The following is a 15,608-nucleotide window of genomic DNA, read 5'->3' on the forward strand; positions in this document are numbered from 1 at the left end:
ATTTTTGACTCTGGGAAATTAAAGCAAAGTCCGTTAAATCCCCAATCTTTCAGGAGCCCTACATGAGTACGCAAAGCACCACACAAGCAGCGCCGGCATCGTCAACCGGCCTGCGTGCCGGTACTTTAGGTTTTGCCGAGGTGATTGGCCAATCTATCGCAAACGTTTCGCCAACCTTTACTCCTTCGATCAATGTGACCGCGATCGCGGCGCTGGCGGGCGCGGGGACCTGGCTGATTTATGGACTTTCGACGCTCGGGCTGCTGCTGGTCAGCATGAGTATCATCGCGCTCTCGAGCCGGATTGCAACCGCTGGATCATTCTTCATCTATATTTCGCGCGCGCTCGGGCCGATGGCAGGGGGCATGGCCGGCTGGGGGTTGATCGCGGCGTATGTGGGCACCGCGATGGGGGTAGGTGCCGCAGGTGTGGTTTTCGTGCAGAATGCCTTCTCTTCCTGGGGCATCAATATCCCGTCGTGGGCGGTCTACACCGTTTTCATTGCTCTCGCCTGGTTCTTCTCCGCACGCGACGTGAAGCTTTCCTCGCGCCTCTCACTGGCGATCGAGGCAACGTCGGTGGTGATCGTGGGCGGCGTGCTGATCTACGTGCTCGCCCTGCATCCTGACCATATCATCGACCATACGCAATTGAGCCTGCAGGGCGTGAGCGGGAAGGGTATGGCGCAAGGCATGGTGCTCGGCATCTTCTCGTACGTGGGCTTCGAAAGTGCCGCCTCGCTCGGCCAGGAGACCCGGGACCCGCTGCGCATCATTCCGCGCGCCGTGGTCTGGAGCGTGATCCTGTCGGGCCTTTTCTTCATGTTCGTCGCCTATTCGATGACGATCGCCTACCACGACGACACAGCCAAGCTCGGCGCCGATTCGGCCGTGCTCAACACCTTGCTTGCGAGCGTTGGCGCCTCGCCGCTCGGCCCGGTGTTTTATCTGATCGCTTCGGTCAGCGCGTTCTCGTGTGTCCTTGCGTGCATCAACTCGTCCAGCCGCCTGCTGTACTCCATGGGGCGCTACCAGTTCGTGCACCGCTCGATGGGAATGATTCACCGCACGCATCAGACGCCGTATCTCGCTGTGGCGTTTTCATCGATCGTGACGCTCGTTGTGTGCATTGCGATGCTTGGCGCCGGTCCGCTCAATACCTTCGGCTACACGAGTACGTTCGCCACCTTTGGCTTTCTGGTGACCTATTTTCTCGTCGCGGTTTCCGCGCCTCTCTATCTGAAGAAGATGGGCGTGCTCAAGCCGGTCAACGTGCTGTGGAGCGTGCTTGGCGCGCTGGCGATGGTCGGCGCAGTGATCGGCAGCGTGTATCCGGTGCCTGACTATCCGTATAACATACTGCCGTATCTGTTCGTGGCGTACATGCTGGTCGGCACGGTCTGGTTGCTCATGCTGAAGAAGCGTTCGCCCCAGGTGCTCGAGAAGATCGAACACGATCTGGAAACCAGCGACGTGATGACTCACGGCAAAAAGTAAATGACTGAACCGCGCTCCGTGGACCACCTTTCCGCACCGGCTGCGGACCGGAGGTCGGTCCATGCAGCCGGGACGGCCTTTGCAACTCGCGAAGCGGATTCTCAGGAAGTCGACCTGCAGTTGCGGCCCGAGCGCGGCGAATGCGCCGCGCTCGAGATCGGCTGCGTCTCCCGCCCCGCGCGTCTGCGTGGGCAAAATCGCGTCAACGAGGACTATTTCGGCGTGATGCTCGGCGACCTGGCCGCACGCGCCGCGCGTGGCAGTGTGATCGCGCTGGCTGACGGAGTGAGCGGAAGTCAGGGTGGCCGGGTCGCGGCCGAGCTTTCAGTGCGTACCTTCATCGATGCGTATTACGGGCTACCCGAAACGCTCCAGCCCAGCGTGGCCGCTGCGCGTTCGCTACAGGCGCTGCACGGCTGGCTGCACCACATGGGCCGCGTCGATCCAAAGCTTAAACAGATGGCCGCGTCATTTGCGGCGCTGGTCATACGGCGCGCCACAGCGTATCTGGTCGCAGCCGGAGATGTGCGGCTCTATTTGCTGCGCGACGGGCAACTGGCACAAATCGGCGAAGACGACATTGTGCCGGTCGCTTTTGGTTCGTACGTGGCGCACGCCATTGGCATGAACCCGGCGCTCGTGACCCGCTTCGAAACGTTCGAACTGCGTGAGGATGATCGCCTGCTATTGTGCTCGGACGGTCTTTACCGTCATGTGCCAGTGCGTGAACTGCAGACGGTGCTCGCGACGCGCAATGGCGCGCTCGAAACTGCGCGCCGACTCGACGCGCTGGCACTGACGCGCGGTTCCCAGGACGACGTGACGAGCGCCGTGATTGACGTTGGCAGCCTGCCTTTGCTCGACGGCGGGTACCTGGAGCGAGTGGTCGGAATGCTGCCGATTCTCGCCGTGCCCGACGCCGGTGAGGTTATCGATGGATATCTGCTCAAGAGCGTGCTCAGCGATGGCTTTTATTCGCGGATCTTCGCCGGCTACGATCTGGCCGATCCGGACACGCCACTGGCGCTCAAGTTTCCCAAACCGCGCGTCGAGCAAGACGAGAACATACGCCAGTCGATCGTGCGTGAGCGCTGGCTCGCAGGCAAGGTTGGCGACGCCGGCGTGCTCGCGCCGCTGCCTGTTGACGCCAATCGGCAAACCCGGCTTTATGTGGTGATGCCGCTCGGTGCGGGGGTCACGCTCGAACAGCTGCTTTCGGCGCCCGAGCCCATGGGGCTGCCGCGCGCGCTCGGAATAGCACGGCAATTGGGCCGCTCGATCGACGCGCTGAATCGGCGCAATGTCTTCCATCGCGATATCAAGCCCGAAAACGTGCTGGTGATGCAGGACGACAGGACGTGCCTGCTCGACCTGGGCTTTGGTCATATGCCCGGTATGGAACTGCCGGGCCCAGCCTGCGCGCCTGGCTCGCCCGCGTACATGGCGCCTGAGTTGATGAGGGGTGCGCAAGGCGATGCGCGCTCCGAGGTATTTGCGTATGGCGTGACGTTGTACCGGCTGTTCAGCGGCGGCAAACTGCCGTACGGCTTCAATGGTCGCGTGCCGCTCTACGAGTACCGGCTCGACGCGCCGCATTGGCTTGACCTCGTGCTGGAGAAAGCGCTGCAGTCCGATCCCGCACGCAGGTATCAGGACGTACTCGCAGTCTGCGCCGATCTCGAGCGCCTTTCGAGCGGCCAGGGCGCGATGGCCCCGGTTAGACGTAAGCCCTTGCTCGAGAGCGAACCAGTGCTGTTCTGGCAGGGGATCTCGGTTCTGTTGCTGGCGCTGCTGCTGTGGTCGCTGATACGGCGATGAGCTTTCGCGTTGACATGCGGACAGATTGAACCGCGAGACCGAGGCGCGGTGGGCTTTCGGATGGAAGGTTGCCTCGAAGTGCGATGTGGCACCCGTGTATCTGCGCGCACGTAGGCGCCGACTGAAGCGAAGTATCACGGAACTTGCGTTGCGCCTGCCTGCTAACCGTGTGTGTCGACCCACGCCTTTGCCCAGGCGATTCCCGCGTCCTGCGCTTCCTCCTCCGAATCGAACAGGTCGAGGACTCCGGAAGTGCAGATGAGCTTGTTCCCCTGGATGATGGTCCCGCCCCCCGCGTAGCGCTCTGGCGTCAGCAGCTCTGCCTGTTGCGCGATGGCATGACCCCACAAATCGTAGCCCTTGTAAGTCTCTCGTTCCATCTTTCTGGTGCCTGAAGGCGGGAGCCGTTGCTTATCTCGTTCTCATCTTAACTTCTCTCCTCGACGAGGGCATGCCGTCAGGCGCCGAAGCGGCAGCCTGCGCTTCCTGATCGCCGGCCCGGCAAGGCTTTCGTCCTGTCGGCATTGTTTAAGCTCGATTTAAGTGACGCTACGTACTCTTCGAAAGCATCCTTGAGCGGACAACGACTCGAGGCATCCATAGACGCAAAGAGGTTGAAATGGTGTACCTGATTACCGACCTGAAGATGATCGAAAGCTACGGCCGCATCAAGGCTGACAGCGGCAAGGATGCGCTGGAAGCGTTTGCGCTCAGCGAGGGCTTCCCCAACCTGATGGAGTTTGCTTCGGCCCAGCCCACGTTCGTCAACGACTTGATGGCTGTTCAACTGCAATAAGGAATACTGACGTGGCCATGACTTTGGGGCAGGCCCTCGTGCACGCTGAGCAGCTGGAAGTCTCCGGGGTGATTTCCAGAACGGCGCAGGCGCTCATCCGGCTGAAACAGGAGTACCGTGACGTCGTCGGCGCGGAAAAATACGAACAGATCATCGAGGAAGCGGGCCTGGCGCATCCGGACCCGCAGTGACTCTGGCGCCGCCGGTCGCTACTTTTGCGACTCGAGCATGTCCAGGTTGGCTTGCGCGATCTCCTCGGGATGTATCGAGCAGTAAGCGTCGAAGAGGGTCGAGCATAGTTGCGCGAGCGCCGCGAGATTCACTGCCTGGCTCGCATGTTCGACTTCTCCGGCGTTGAGTATGTCGTCAACGACGGGGGCGAGACGGCGCAGTCGCCGGAAAGTCTCCGCATCGATTTCCATTGCACTTCTCGTGTTCAAGCGCCGGGGCGCACTCGACAAACCCTTACGGTAGCACTTCAACGACGCACCCGCAGAATGCGACTTCGGCAAAAGCTGAATACCCAACACTGATACTACCCTTTGGGGCGATGTTGATGCGTTGCACAATGAAAATCGAATGCCCGTCCGATTTGGCCGCAACGTTTGCATCGACCTGAATGTAAGACCGCCCGATATGGCCCGATAACGGGTGCAAATTCGAATCCATGCACATTGCCTGGTTTATTGTGCAATGCACAGAAACAATGGCTTTTCAGCGGCCAACAAAGGGAATACCCTTAGAAAATTCCCTTATCGGAGGCTTGTGGTTGTGTCGACTCTTCTCGAGCAGGACGGGCTGGTAGCGACCTGGCGTCGGATGCACTCCAGCGCCGATTCCGGGGCGTGGGAATGCTGTGAACTCGATGGCCGCGGTGAAGTGGTGCCGCATCCTCAGCCCTCGGCACGGCGCCAGATTGTTCTCACCGACGTGTACTGCCAGATCGCCGAGCAGATTGGTCACGTGGCAGCGATGTCGGTTGCCGTGGCGACACCGTCATTTGGCATCCGCGTACCCGACGTCGTCTGGATGCCGCCTGAAAAGTGGGAAGGGTTTGACCGGGACGATCCTGTTCCGTTTGTGCCGGATCTGTGCGTCGAGGTGCTCCTCGACCGCAAGTATGCGCATGACATCGGCGCGCGGGTCAGGGCGTACCTCGAGGGCGGCGCCCAGGAGGTCATCGTTGTCGGCCAGCGCGGAGAGCTGCAGTTCTGCGGCGCCAATGGGCTGCGGCAAACTTCGCAGTTCGGCATCATGCTCACACTCGAGCGGATGTACTTCGAAGCGTTCGCTCCGTCTTCGCACTGATCATAAGATGAGCGTCGGCCGACGCTCGCGACTCCACCAGCAGTGCTGACTAATCCAGCGCGAAATCCGCCGGGGCCTCCGGCTCCCTGGCGTAGCGGAACACGTTCAAATCATCGTGCTCGATAGCGGGCTTCCTGCCTGAAATCAGGTCGGCGAGAAGCTGCGCCGAACCGCACGACATGGTCCACCCAAGCGTGCCATGGCCCGTGTTCAGGAAGAGGTTGGGCACGGCAGTGCGGCCAACAATGGGCGTGCCGTCCGGCGTCATCGGCCGCAGCCCGGTCCAGAACGTCGCCTTCGATGTGTCGCCGCCACCCGGGAACAGATCGTTCACGCACATTTCGAGTGTCTCGCGCCGAGCCTCGCGCAGGCGCTTGTCGAACCCCACGATCTCGGCCATGCCGCCCACGCGAATTCGTTTATCGAAGCGCGTGATGGCGATCTTGTAGGTCTCGTCGAGGACAGTCGAGACAGGGGCGCGTGCCTCGTCCAGGATCGGCGCCGTGATGGAATACCCCTTGAGCGGGTAGACCGGAATCTTGACGAGGCCAGACAGGAAACTCGTCGAATAGGAACCAAACGCGACAACGAACGCGTCGGCATGGATGAGCCTCGTTCCGTGACGGACGCCAACGACCTTGCAGTCTTCGACGACGAGCGTATCGACGATCGTGTTGTAGCGGAACGTCACACCGGCCTCCTCGGCGAGCGCGGCAAGCCTGGTCGTGAACAGCTGGCAGTCGCCTGTCTCGTCGCCAGGCAAGCGAAGACCGCCGGTCAATTTTTGCGAGGTTGCGGCGAGGGCCGGCTCGACCCGCGAGAGTTCGCCTGCACTGAGCAACTCGTAGGGAACGTTCGCCTCTTTGAGGACGGCGATGTCCTTTGCCGCGCCGTCGAACTGCTGCTGTGTCCGGAAAACCTGCAGCGTCCCGCCGGTTCGTCCTTCGTACTGGATGCCCGTTTCCGCGCGCAGCGCGATCAGGCAATCGCGGCTGTATTGCGCAAGCCGCACCATGCGGTTCTTGTTGATGGCGTAGCGCTCCGCCGTGCAGTTCTGCAGCATCTGCCACATCCACTGCAGCTGGAACTGCTTGTCCGCGTCATCCGGGCGGATGGCGAGCGGGGCATGCTTCTGGAACATCCACTTAACGGCTTTGAGCGGAACACCAGGGGCCGCCCACGGCGCCGCGTATCCCGGAGAAATTTGCCCGGCGTTCGCGAAGCTCGTCTCGAGCGCAGGACCGTGCTCGCGGTCGATGACAGTGACTTCATGGCCGGCGCGCGCCAGATAGTACGCGCTCGTCACGCCGACGACCCCACTGCCCAATACCAGAACTCGCATATCCGTAGTCTCCCCAGCCAGGCGGCCGCCAACATCTGATGAACGCTGCCGGTATTCGATCTGGCAGTCGATGAAGGAATGCTAGCGACATGCGAGCAGTTTTCAATAATGTTTAGCGGGTTATTTCTGGTTGAAATAGCCATGTCGCCTGGAGGAGGACGGATGTTTTCAAACCGGCTTCCCGGCTGAAGGATTGTTTGCGAAATACGCGAACAGTATTGGAAGGAATCGGGATAAATTCATCGACGTGTGCATATACACTCTGGCTCATCGATGTCACGGCGAAGGAAGCTAACTCTGCGGCTTCGTCGCTGTCACGTCGGACAACCAGCAATCGACGCGCCTTCCCATCTTTCTTCGGGTAAATCATGTCCAAGCTCTTTTCTGAAGTCAAAGTCGGCCCTTACACGTTCTCGCACCGGGTCGTTCTTGCACCGCTCACCCGCATGCGCGCCGAAAGCGGCGCGATTCCCGGCGCACTCATGGCGGAGTATTACGCGCAACGCGCGTCGGCCGGCGGCTTTCTGATCGGCGAGGCCACCATCGCTGCGCCGAACGGCAACGGCTATCTCGGTGCGCCTGGCTTGTACGACGATAGTCAGATTGCGGGCTGGAAGCGCGTGACCGATGCCGTGCACGTGAAAGGCGCGAAGATTTTCCTTCAGCTCTACCACGCTGGGCGCCAGTCGAACTCGGAGCTGCAACCCGATGGCGGGCGGCCCGTGGGTCCCTCGGAAGTCCCTCACGGCGGCGTCGCCTACACGGACGCCGGCTGGTTTCCGAATACGCCGAATCGCGCCCTTGAGACGGATGAAATTGCGGGTATCGTCGAGAGCTTTCGCGCTGCGGCGGCACGCGGCGTCGCGGCGGGCTTCGACGGCGTGGAACTGCACGCCGCAAACGGCTATCTGTTCGACCAGTTCCTGCAGGACGGCAGCAACAAGCGGACGGACATCTATGGCGGTTCGTTCGAAAACCGCGCCCGCCTGTTGATGGAAGCCACACGGGCTGTGATTTCCGTGTGGGGAAGCGACAAGGTTGCCGTGCGCCTTGGGCCGAGCGGGTCGTGGGGCGATATGTCGGATAGCGATCCTGTCGGCTTGTTCGCGTATGTTGCGCAAGAACTCGCCAAGCTGAATCTCGCGTACCTGCACCTCATCGAGCCCCGCATTCTCGGCAATGTCGAAAACGAGGGCGCCGATCCCAATCCCGTTGCTGCCCAGCTCATTCGCAAGCACTATGCGGGCACCATCATCGCGGCCGGCGGCTTCGACGGCGAAAAGGCCGAGGCCATCCTGCAGGCCGGCGATGCCGATCTGGTTGCATTCGGTCGTCACTTCATTGCGAATCCCGATCTTCCGGAGCGGCTGCGTCGCAAGCTGTCGCTCAACCGGTACGACCGCCCCACGTTCTTTGGCGGCACACACGTCGGTTATACGGACTACCCGTTCTATCAGTCCGGGACGCAGGCAGTAGCCTGAGCAGGGCGGCCGCCCAATTGCGCGAATTCAGCGCGATATTGGGCTCGTTTCGGGCAATTGGTTCAGCGCGTCTACGCCTACACTGTCTTTCATGGAGCGAGACGTTGGCTCCATCCCAGGATTCCCCTCCTGCGGTCGAGTTGGACCATACCGTGTACCCGTTGCAGAACAGCAGTCCGGCAGTTGTAGTCGTATGTGGCAGAGTTGAGTGTCAATGTCGAAGCACCACGCTGTTGAATCAATGAGGAGTGCAGGGCAACTCGTTGTTGAAGTGCAGAGTACCGTGCAGTTGAAGAGCAGAGCATCGCGCAGTTGAATCACGCAGTTGAAGTGCGGAGCAACACGCAGTTGAAGTACCGCTTCATCCAGGCAGTATGTGATTGCAAGTCCAGGCCGCTTACATCGGAACGGGTGTGAGCGGCCGCCGTTCGTCTGCCTGGGTCACGTGTACGAGTGCGTGTTCCCGGTCGAGCATTGATTCGCTCCGCCATTCGCGCTACCTTTACGTTTGTCCTGTTCGTCGAGTGCCGGTCAACGAGGGGAGAATCGTTTCGTGAAGAGAGCGTGGGTTTTCCCTTGCGTCGTCGCCTTGGGCGCGATCCTTGGCGGTTGCGGCAAGGAGAGTTCGCGAAACGTCACCGAGGCGTCGGGGGCATCTGCGAGCCAGGCGCCGGGTCAGCCCGCGCAGGGCGCAAGCGGCACACCTGCCGCATCAGGCGCGCAGGTTGCGGGCGCGCTGGGTACCGTCACCATGAAGCAGTTGCCGGGGGAAGCGACCGAGACACTGCGGCTGATCAAAGCGGGCGGCCCCTTTCCTTTTGCGGACGACGGCGTCTTGTTCCGTAACACGGCGCAATTACTGCCGCAGCATCCACGCGGCTACTACCACACATACACGGTGCGCACCCCGGGCATGACGGATCGTGGGCAGCGCCGGGTCGTATGTGGTGGACCGCGCAAGCAGACCAGCGACTGCTATTACACCGACGACTACTACGTCAGCTTCAAGCGCATTGCCGGGTAAAGGCGAATCCAGATTTTCGTCGTACCTGAGCGCATGCTCGGGCGCTAAATCAATAGCTCCAGGGTTTTGAACAAGGCGAGGTCTTCTTTCTTCGCCGAGCGCGCGTGGCGGCGTATCACCTGCAGCAAACAGTCGATGAAAGCAACGGCCGCGCGGCTCAGTGTGCTGTTGCGGCGCGTGACGATGCCCAGTTGTCGGGGTTCGAACGCTTCGCGCAACGCGAGCGAGCGCAGGCGGCCTCCGAACGGCGGCACGTGGCTCAGGATCGTCGGGCTCCACGTGCACATGTCTGCCTGCTCCACCATGGTTTGCAGCGTCGCTACCGACTGCGCGCGCACAATGCGGCGTTCGTCGATCTGCGCGCCGTGGCGCGTGAACAGATAGTCGACCAGATCGCGTTTGCCGTCCGGTGCGAAATTCAGCACCCAGTCTTCATCGAGCAGTTCGCGGATCGAGCGCGCCCGCACTTTCCGGTGTCCTTCCCGCACCATCACCGACGATTCGTAAGTGAGCACAGCCTCGGATGCGAACTCCTGCTCACTCGCGCCGGGCTGCAACTGGCCGACGGCGAAATCCATGCTGCCGTCGCGCAGCAGCGGCTGGGCAACGGCCATCAATCCTTCGACCAGTTCCAGACGGATGTCGGGCATGCGCTCGCGAAACAGCCGTACGGCCTCGGCCAGAAAGGTCAGCGTAATCCACGGCGTGACGCCCACCGTGAGACTGCCTTCCACACGGCCTCTCAGTCGCTCGAGGTCGTTGTGTGCGTGTTCGAGTTGATTGAGCACGATGCGCGCGTGCGTGAGCAGCACCTTGCCGTGCTCGGTGAAGGTAATGCCTTCGGGCGCGCGGATCAGGAGCGGCAGGCGCTCGTTTGCCTCCAGTTCGCGCAGCGCGCGCGTGACTGCCGCCTGCGAAAGCCCAAGCGACCGGGCCGCGCCGCGAATACTGCCGGCGTCCGCGCTGGCGACCAGCGCTTCCAGTTGGTGCAGTTTCATGTCAGCGTGCGCGGCGAGAGAGGTGGGGTGACAACGGTGGGTTGTCATCATAACAAAACGCTGGCTGTTCCCCGGAATTTGCGCTGCATACGATTCGCTCCACGATGCACGAATGGACTGAGGAGGCGAATTGAGCAGACAGTGGGTTTTGCCCGAGGTGGCGGCAATCGAAGGCGACATGATTGCGTTGCGCCGCCAGTTGCATGCGCAGCCCGAACTGGGCTTCGAAGAACATGTGACGAGCGCGCTTGTCGCCGAAAAGCTCGAAGCATGGGGCTATCGCGTGACGCGGGGCGTGGGCGGCACGGGCGTGGTCGCCACGTTCGAGCGCGGCAGGGGGTTCAGGCTTGGGCTGCGCGCCGACATGGATGCGCTGCCCATACGCGAGGCGACGGGCCTTCCCTACGCCAGCGGCAACGAAGGCGTGATGCATGCCTGCGGCCATGACGGCCACACGGCGATACTGCTGGCAGCCGCTCGATGCCTCGCGCAAACCGCACAGTGGCGCGGCACGTTGCACCTGATTTTTCAGCCGGCCGAAGAAGGCCTGGGCGGCGCGCGCAAGATGATCGAGGACGGCCTCTTCGAGCGCTTTGCCTGCGACGCCGTGTTCGCGATGCATAACGTACCAGGCTTCCCAGCAGGACGAATCGGCTTTCACAGCGGCGCCTTCATGGCCAGTGCGGACGAGGTGACGATCCGCGTGATCGGCCGCGGCGGCCATGCGGCCGCCCCGCAGCAGACGATCGATCCCGTCGTGGTCGGCGCCTCAATCGTCATGGCGCTGCAAAGCGTGGTGGCGCGCAACGTGGCGCCGCACGATCAGGCCGTCGTGAGCGTCGGCGCGCTGCACGCGGGGAGCGCCTCGAACGTCATTGCATCGCACGCCGACCTGCACCTGAGCGTGCGCGCGCTTTCGGCGCCGGTGCGCGAACTGCTCGAGCGCCGCATCCGTGAAGTGGCGCACGGGCAGGCCGCGAGTTACGGCGCGCGCGTGGAGATCGACTACCGCCATGACTACCCGGTGCTCGTCAACCATAGCGACGAGACCGAGGTGGCGCGCCGCGTCGCGCTCGAATGGGGCGGCCCGGAGATGCTGCTCGACGGCCTGCGCCCGCTCATGGCGAGCGAGGACTTCGCGTACATGCTGGAGCGCTGCCCCGGCAGCTACCTCTCGATCGGCAATGGTGACGGCGAGCAGCACTGCTCGCTTCACAACCCCGGCTACGACTTCAACGACGCGAGCCTTGCCATTGGCGCGAGCTACTGGGTCAAGCTCGCAGAACACATTCTGCAATAGCACCACAGAAATCGCAGAAACCACCGAAGCAATTGAAACAACCGAAACGACACGAAGGAGACGGGCAAATGAAGCAATGGACGATGGCGCTTTCACTGGCGCTCGCTGCGGCGGCAACGGCGGGACAGGCGCACGCGGTGGACCTGAAGGGCCGGGAGATCCGGCTCGCGGTCGATCCCACTTACCCGCCGCTCGAATACAAAACGCCGGACGGCAAGCTCACGGGCTTCGGCGTGGACATTGCCAATGCGTTGTGCGCGCAACTGAACGCGCGTTGCGTATGGGTGGAAACGAGCTTCGACGGCATGATTCCAGGCCTCATCGCGCGCAAGTTCGACGTCATCTCTTCGTCGATGACGATCACGCCCAAGCGCGCGGAGCAGATCGCCTTCACGAACAAGATCTCGAATGCGCCCGCGCGGCTCGTCGTACGCCGCGGCTCGCCGCTCCTGCCCGATGCGGCTTCGCTCAAGGGCAAGCGCGTGGGCGTGGAGCAGGGCACGAGTCAGGAAGACTACGCGCGCGCGAAGTGGCAGCCCGCGGGCGTGGAGATCGTCCCCTATCAAAACCAGGACCAGGTCTATACCGATTTGACGTCGGGCCGCCTGGATGCCGCGTTTCAGGCGTCGATCGCCGCAAGCGACGGCTTTCTGAAGCGCCCTGAAGGCAAGGACTTCACGTTCGCGGGCCAGGCCATCGACGACCCGAAATTCTTTGGTCAGGGCGACGGTCTCGGCCTGCGCAAGCAGGACACCGAACTGCGCGAAGCCTTCAACGGCGCGCTCGCCGACATTCTCGCAAACGGCACTTACGCGCGTATCAACAAGAAGTACTTCGACTTCGATATTTACGGCGCGAAATAACTCTGGACAGGTCGTGCAATTGACCAGGGCGGACGCGAGGCATGCGATCCGCCTGGTGAGGATAAGCGGGCTACGTATTCGCCTGATAGTAAGTATGACTTATAAAAACGGAAGACATATGAGCAAGAGGAAGATCGTTTGCGTCATGGCGCTGTGCGGTGCGGCGGCGCCAGCCTTTGCGCAAAGCAGCGTGACCCTGTACGGTTTGATCGACGAGGGCATTGACTATACGAACAACGTCGGCGGTCACGCCGTCTACGAAATGACGAGCGGCTACGCCCAAGGCAGCCGCTGGGGTCTGAAGGGCACTGAAGACCTGGGCGGCGGCAACAGCGCGGTCTTTCAGATCGAAAGCGGCTTCAATGCGAGCAACGGGACGCTGGCACAAGGCGGCCGAGCCTTCGGACGCCAGGCGTACGTTGGTCTCGCCAATGAACGCTACGGCACGCTCACGTTCGGGCGTCAGTACGACGCCGTGGTGGACTATCTCGCGCAGACGACGGCGAACGGCAACTGGGGCGGCTACCTGTTTTCGCACCCCTACGACAACGACAATACCGACAATACCTTTCGCCTGAACAACACCATCAAATACGCGAGTCCGACGTTCGGCGGCTTCTCGTTCGGCGGCACGTATAGCTTCAGCAACGACACGAACTTCGCGAACAACCGCGCGGTGAGCGTGGGGGCGCAATACACGGTGGGCGAATGGCTCATCGCCGCGGCCTACCTGAACGCCAGCAACCCCGCGCTGACCTCGGGCGGCGCGATTGCGGGCGCGAGCAGTACGAACGGCGCGGACGGCAATTTCGCTTCGTCGCGTCTGCAGATTTTCGGCGCTGGCGTGAGCTACACAGCGGGCTCGGCAACGGTCGGCTTCGCGTACACCAATACGTACATCGGCCAGCCTGTGGCGAACGTCGGGTATCTCACCGGTGACGAGACGATCCAGCCGGTGACGGGGCCGCTCGCCGGCGGCCGGGTGACGTCGCTCAGGTATCAGAACTTCGAGGTGAACGGCAAGTATCAGCTTACGCCGGCTTTCTACGTCGGAGCGGACTATGTCTACACGCTCGTACACTACGACGCGACGACAGGCAGCGTGAAGCCATCGATCCACTCCGTGGGCGTGATGGCCGACTACAACCTCTCGAAACGCACGGACGTGTATCTGCAGGGCGCATTCCAGCTCGTGGCGGGCGACAAGACCGGCTCGTCGCTCGACCAGGCTTATGTGCCCGGCGCGCAGGATCTCTCGTCCACTTCCCGCCAGGTCGTGGTACGTGCCGCCATTCGTCACAGCTTCTGACGTCGTAGCCTGCACGCGGCGCTCTGCACGGTCTGAGCGCCGCCCATGGTGATTTTATGAAAGACTCAGGTTTCGAAAATTAATCGGATAACTAAGTATTGTCGCGCGTCGGCGTATGCCGCATCGCGGGAACGAAACCGAATCGCCCCCGTTTTTTTCCCAGCATTTTTGGGCCGTTCCCTTTAAAATTGCCTGATCCTGCAGTACCGGAGCACTACCATGGAACGAAAGAAAGCTGAACACATCCTGCTCGAAGCCGACGAGATCGCCGGCCTGGTTCTCAACGGCTTCGACATGACGATGGAAACCGACGCCGGGCGTGCGCTCTACGACCGCGCGTTTAACGCCTATATCCACAACGAAATCGGCGACTTGCCCGTTGGGGATCTGTACGACGCCTTGAACGGCTCGCCCGAAGCCTTTACCACAACCACGCCGCATTGAGCCGGCACCCCGCCGGATAACCACGAAGAGCCACGCTGCGAAAGCGCAAGAAATCGCAGCATGGCCTCATCTCCTCGTTACCCGTTCACTTCACATCGAACGAGTAATGTCCGGTCGTGCGATGCCCATCGGCGGCAACGGCGACCCACACCACCGAATACTTGCCGGGCGTCAGCGCGTTCAGCGCAACCGACATGCGCTTGCTGTTGCCCGCATCGACCTTGGCCTTCTCGCGAATGACGGATTTGCCCTGCGCGTCGGTCACGTCGATGGAGCTGAACGCGGGCTCGAGCCCATCGTCGAAGTCGATCACGACCGCGTTGAGCGTGGCCGGCGCGGTCGATCCCGCGGGCGGTTCCTGATGCTTCGGATAGGCGTGCGCCCATGCGAGGTGGGCGGCGAGTAGCGCGATCGAGGCAACAGCCGTGCGCAAAGTAGCGAGTTTCATGGCGATATTCCTGTGTGAATGTGCTGGCTTACTGGAACAGCGGCTTGCCGATCGTGCGCGGCGCGACATCGTCGAAGAAAATGTGCACCTGCGCGAGGATGCCGACGTGCGAGCCGCTCGCCCGGTTGATCGGGATCTGTGCTTCGATGCCGAGCTGGCCGTAACGGTTCATCCAGACGAAGCCGGGGTTGACGGTCCCGGTCGTTTGTCCCTGGCTGCGCGAGAGGGGCACTTCGACCAGCGGGATGAGGTTGGAAAACGGCTGCGGCAAGCCGAGGTCGTGCACGTGCTGCTGCAGGTAGGGCAGGCTGTACTGGAACGTGAAGCCATAGTCGAACGAGTTCGGTTGCCCGCCTCCGGTCGTGAACGACGGTCCCGCTTCTCCGGTGATGGCGATGGGCCGCAGCCAGGCGAGCGAGTCGGGCAGATCGCCCATGCCCTTGCCGGCGAAGACCGTGGGCGAGATCGTCGAGAAGTTGTTGGCGATCGCCCGGCTGCCGGTGCCGCCGAGTTCGGCGTTCACGCCGACCGAGGTCATGAATTCATGCGCATCGTTCACGTAGAGCAGGTACTTGAGCCCCACGCCGAAGTTGTCGAAGCCGCGCGCCGTGGGGTTGTTCTGCATGACGTAGCCGCCGTCCACCGAGAACGCGAGCCGCGGCGTGATGAGCTTGTCGTACTCGAAGCGGAAGGTGTTGATGCTCTGGTCGCCGGCGTCAGCCGGCACGCGCTGGTGCCCGAATTCGAGGTTGGCTTCGTCGCCTACGCCCGGGTCGTCGACGGAGAGCGTGGAGGGGAAAACGCGGTCGCCCGCGATGGCGTGTGCATGGGCCACGCACGGTCCGAGCAGCAGCGCGCAGCCGACGAGTCGACCGAGTGTGCGAAGGTCGGAAAGAACGCCCGGCGCCATGCGGCTGGAAGGCGATTGGTCAGACATGAGTTGTCCTGTCGAGGAGCGAGGCACGCGCGCGAGCTTCGGCG

The 15,608-nt window shown here is 62.1% G+C and carries 18 protein-coding genes; 11 read left to right on the forward strand and 7 right to left on the reverse strand.

Annotation, left to right across the window (positions count from 1 at the left end):
- The first annotated feature begins 62 nt into the window (after window positions 1-62).
- Both ACOJB8_RS19205 and ACOJB8_RS19210 read left to right on the forward strand, forming a co-directional pair.
- Entirely contained in the window at window positions 63-1,496 is a 1,434-nt protein-coding gene (locus tag ACOJB8_RS19205) for an APC family permease (RefSeq protein ID WP_069266157.1), read from the forward strand.
- A complete protein-coding gene (locus tag ACOJB8_RS19210) occupies window positions 1,497-3,314 on the forward strand; it encodes a bifunctional protein-serine/threonine kinase/phosphatase (protein WP_475013717.1) in 1,818 nt (605 codons plus the stop codon).
- A gap of 161 nt (window positions 3,315-3,475) precedes the next feature.
- On the opposite strand, the gene ACOJB8_RS19215 is transcribed toward ACOJB8_RS19210, so the two are convergent.
- Window positions 3,476-3,694, reverse strand: coding sequence for a hypothetical protein (locus ACOJB8_RS19215; RefSeq protein ID WP_069266156.1), 219 nt, complete (start codon window positions 3,692-3,694; stop codon window positions 3,476-3,478).
- 239 nt (window positions 3,695-3,933) lie between these two features.
- Between ACOJB8_RS19215 and ACOJB8_RS19220 the strand changes: the two genes are divergently transcribed.
- Complete coding sequence (locus tag ACOJB8_RS19220) at window positions 3,934-4,110, forward strand: hypothetical protein (protein ID WP_176732920.1); 177 nt, start codon at window positions 3,934-3,936, stop codon at window positions 4,108-4,110.
- A gap of 11 nt (window positions 4,111-4,121) precedes the next feature.
- Window positions 4,122-4,301: a hypothetical protein gene (locus ACOJB8_RS19225; protein ID WP_069266155.1), complete on the forward strand. Its 180-nt coding sequence runs from the start codon at window positions 4,122-4,124 to the stop codon at window positions 4,299-4,301.
- 18 nt (window positions 4,302-4,319) lie between these two features.
- Here ACOJB8_RS19225 and ACOJB8_RS19230 read toward each other — a convergent pair whose 3' ends face one another.
- On the reverse strand, window positions 4,320-4,532 hold the full coding sequence (locus ACOJB8_RS19230; RefSeq protein ID WP_475013720.1) for a hypothetical protein: 213 nt from the start codon (window positions 4,530-4,532) through the stop codon (window positions 4,320-4,322).
- Between the two features lie 349 nt (window positions 4,533-4,881).
- Between ACOJB8_RS19230 and ACOJB8_RS19235 the strand changes: the two genes are divergently transcribed.
- Window positions 4,882-5,418, forward strand: a complete 537-nt coding sequence (locus ACOJB8_RS19235; protein WP_475013722.1) for a Uma2 family endonuclease — start codon at window positions 4,882-4,884, stop codon at window positions 5,416-5,418.
- A gap of 49 nt (window positions 5,419-5,467) precedes the next feature.
- Here the strand turns inward: ACOJB8_RS19235 and ACOJB8_RS19240 are convergent, their stop codons facing one another.
- Complete coding sequence (locus tag ACOJB8_RS19240) at window positions 5,468-6,760, reverse strand: D-amino acid dehydrogenase (RefSeq protein ID WP_475013723.1); 1,293 nt, start codon at window positions 6,758-6,760, stop codon at window positions 5,468-5,470.
- A gap of 112 nt (window positions 6,761-6,872) precedes the next feature.
- Window positions 6,873-7,130: a hypothetical protein gene (locus tag ACOJB8_RS19245; protein ID WP_141710742.1), complete on the reverse strand. Its 258-nt coding sequence runs from the start codon at window positions 7,128-7,130 to the stop codon at window positions 6,873-6,875.
- On the opposite strand from ACOJB8_RS19245, the gene ACOJB8_RS19250 reads away from it, so the two are divergent.
- Window positions 7,129-8,241 (forward strand): alkene reductase, encoded by a 1,113-nt coding sequence (locus ACOJB8_RS19250; protein WP_475013725.1) that lies wholly within the window; start codon window positions 7,129-7,131, stop codon window positions 8,239-8,241. The genes ACOJB8_RS19245 and ACOJB8_RS19250 overlap by 2 nt on opposite strands.
- 553 nt (window positions 8,242-8,794) lie before the next feature.
- Window positions 8,795-9,265, forward strand: coding sequence for a ribonuclease (locus ACOJB8_RS19255; protein ID WP_069266150.1), 471 nt, complete (start codon window positions 8,795-8,797; stop codon window positions 9,263-9,265).
- Window positions 9,266-9,309: 44 nt separating this feature from the next.
- Here the strand turns inward: ACOJB8_RS19255 and ACOJB8_RS19260 are convergent, their stop codons facing one another.
- The gene (locus ACOJB8_RS19260) at window positions 9,310-10,263 is read right to left on the reverse strand and encodes a LysR substrate-binding domain-containing protein (protein WP_368684924.1); all 954 of its coding nucleotides are present in this window, start codon (window positions 10,261-10,263) and stop codon (window positions 9,310-9,312) included.
- Window positions 10,264-10,441: 178 nt separating this feature from the next.
- Here ACOJB8_RS19260 and ACOJB8_RS19265 point away from each other — a divergent pair, with 178 nt between their 5' ends.
- The 4 genes from ACOJB8_RS19265 to ACOJB8_RS19280 all read left to right on the forward strand — a co-directional run bounded on the left by ACOJB8_RS19265 (window position 10,442) and on the right by ACOJB8_RS19280 (window position 14,179).
- Window positions 10,442-11,563 carry a M20 aminoacylase family protein gene (locus tag ACOJB8_RS19265; protein ID WP_475013841.1) on the forward strand — a complete coding sequence of 374 codons (1,122 nt, stop codon included), beginning with the start codon at window positions 10,442-10,444 and terminating at the stop codon, window positions 11,561-11,563.
- A gap of 68 nt (window positions 11,564-11,631) precedes the next feature.
- Window positions 11,632-12,426 carry an ABC transporter substrate-binding protein gene (locus ACOJB8_RS19270; protein WP_406952929.1) on the forward strand — a complete coding sequence of 265 codons (795 nt, stop codon included), beginning with the start codon at window positions 11,632-11,634 and terminating at the stop codon, window positions 12,424-12,426.
- 118 nt (window positions 12,427-12,544) lie between these two features.
- Window positions 12,545-13,735, forward strand: a complete 1,191-nt coding sequence (locus ACOJB8_RS19275; protein WP_368684926.1) for a porin — start codon at window positions 12,545-12,547, stop codon at window positions 13,733-13,735.
- Window positions 13,736-13,954: 219 nt separating this feature from the next.
- Complete coding sequence (locus ACOJB8_RS19280) at window positions 13,955-14,179, forward strand: hypothetical protein (protein ID WP_342947083.1); 225 nt, start codon at window positions 13,955-13,957, stop codon at window positions 14,177-14,179.
- Between the two features lie 85 nt (window positions 14,180-14,264).
- On the opposite strand, the gene ACOJB8_RS19285 is transcribed toward ACOJB8_RS19280, so the two are convergent.
- Window positions 14,265-14,627, reverse strand: coding sequence for a copper resistance protein CopC (locus ACOJB8_RS19285; RefSeq protein WP_069266144.1), 363 nt, complete (start codon window positions 14,625-14,627; stop codon window positions 14,265-14,267).
- Between the two features lie 28 nt (window positions 14,628-14,655).
- Window positions 14,656-15,537, reverse strand: coding sequence for a hypothetical protein (locus ACOJB8_RS19290; RefSeq protein ID WP_342947185.1), 882 nt, complete (start codon window positions 15,535-15,537; stop codon window positions 14,656-14,658).
- Between the last annotated feature and the right edge of the window lie 71 nt (window positions 15,538-15,608).

This window comes from Paraburkholderia sp. BR10141 (assembly GCF_056155635.1).

Bases quoted from the DNA above. Each gene is read 5' to 3' on its own strand.
- ACOJB8_RS19205 (WP_069266157.1), top strand. From the start codon at position 63: ATGAGTACGCAAAGCACCACACAAGCAGCGCCGGCATCGTCAACCGGC.
- ACOJB8_RS19210 (WP_475013717.1), top strand. From the start codon at position 1,497: ATGACTGAACCGCGCTCCGTGGACCACCTTTCCGCACCGGCTGCGGAC.
- ACOJB8_RS19215 (WP_069266156.1), bottom strand. From the start codon at position 3,694: ATGGAACGAGAGACTTACAAGGGCTACGATTTGTGGGGTCATGCCATC.
- ACOJB8_RS19220 (WP_176732920.1), top strand. From the start codon at position 3,934: ATGGTGTACCTGATTACCGACCTGAAGATGATCGAAAGCTACGGCCGC.
- ACOJB8_RS19230 (WP_475013720.1), bottom strand. From the start codon at position 4,532: ATGGAAATCGATGCGGAGACTTTCCGGCGACTGCGCCGTCTCGCCCCC.
- ACOJB8_RS19240 (WP_475013723.1), bottom strand. From the start codon at position 6,760: ATGCGAGTTCTGGTATTGGGCAGTGGGGTCGTCGGCGTGACGAGCGCG.
- ACOJB8_RS19250 (WP_475013725.1), top strand. From the start codon at position 7,129: ATGTCCAAGCTCTTTTCTGAAGTCAAAGTCGGCCCTTACACGTTCTCG.
- ACOJB8_RS19245 (WP_141710742.1), bottom strand. From the start codon at position 7,130: ATGATTTACCCGAAGAAAGATGGGAAGGCGCGTCGATTGCTGGTTGTC.
- ACOJB8_RS19260 (WP_368684924.1), bottom strand. From the start codon at position 10,263: ATGAAACTGCACCAACTGGAAGCGCTGGTCGCCAGCGCGGACGCCGGC.
- ACOJB8_RS19265 (WP_475013841.1), top strand. From the start codon at position 10,442: ATGATTGCGTTGCGCCGCCAGTTGCATGCGCAGCCCGAACTGGGCTTC.
- ACOJB8_RS19270 (WP_406952929.1), top strand. From the start codon at position 11,632: ATGAAGCAATGGACGATGGCGCTTTCACTGGCGCTCGCTGCGGCGGCA.
- ACOJB8_RS19275 (WP_368684926.1), top strand. From the start codon at position 12,545: ATGAGCAAGAGGAAGATCGTTTGCGTCATGGCGCTGTGCGGTGCGGCG.
- ACOJB8_RS19280 (WP_342947083.1), top strand. From the start codon at position 13,955: ATGGAACGAAAGAAAGCTGAACACATCCTGCTCGAAGCCGACGAGATC.
- ACOJB8_RS19285 (WP_069266144.1), bottom strand. From the start codon at position 14,627: ATGAAACTCGCTACTTTGCGCACGGCTGTTGCCTCGATCGCGCTACTC.
- ACOJB8_RS19290 (WP_342947185.1), bottom strand. From the start codon at position 15,537: ATGGCGCCGGGCGTTCTTTCCGACCTTCGCACACTCGGTCGACTCGTC.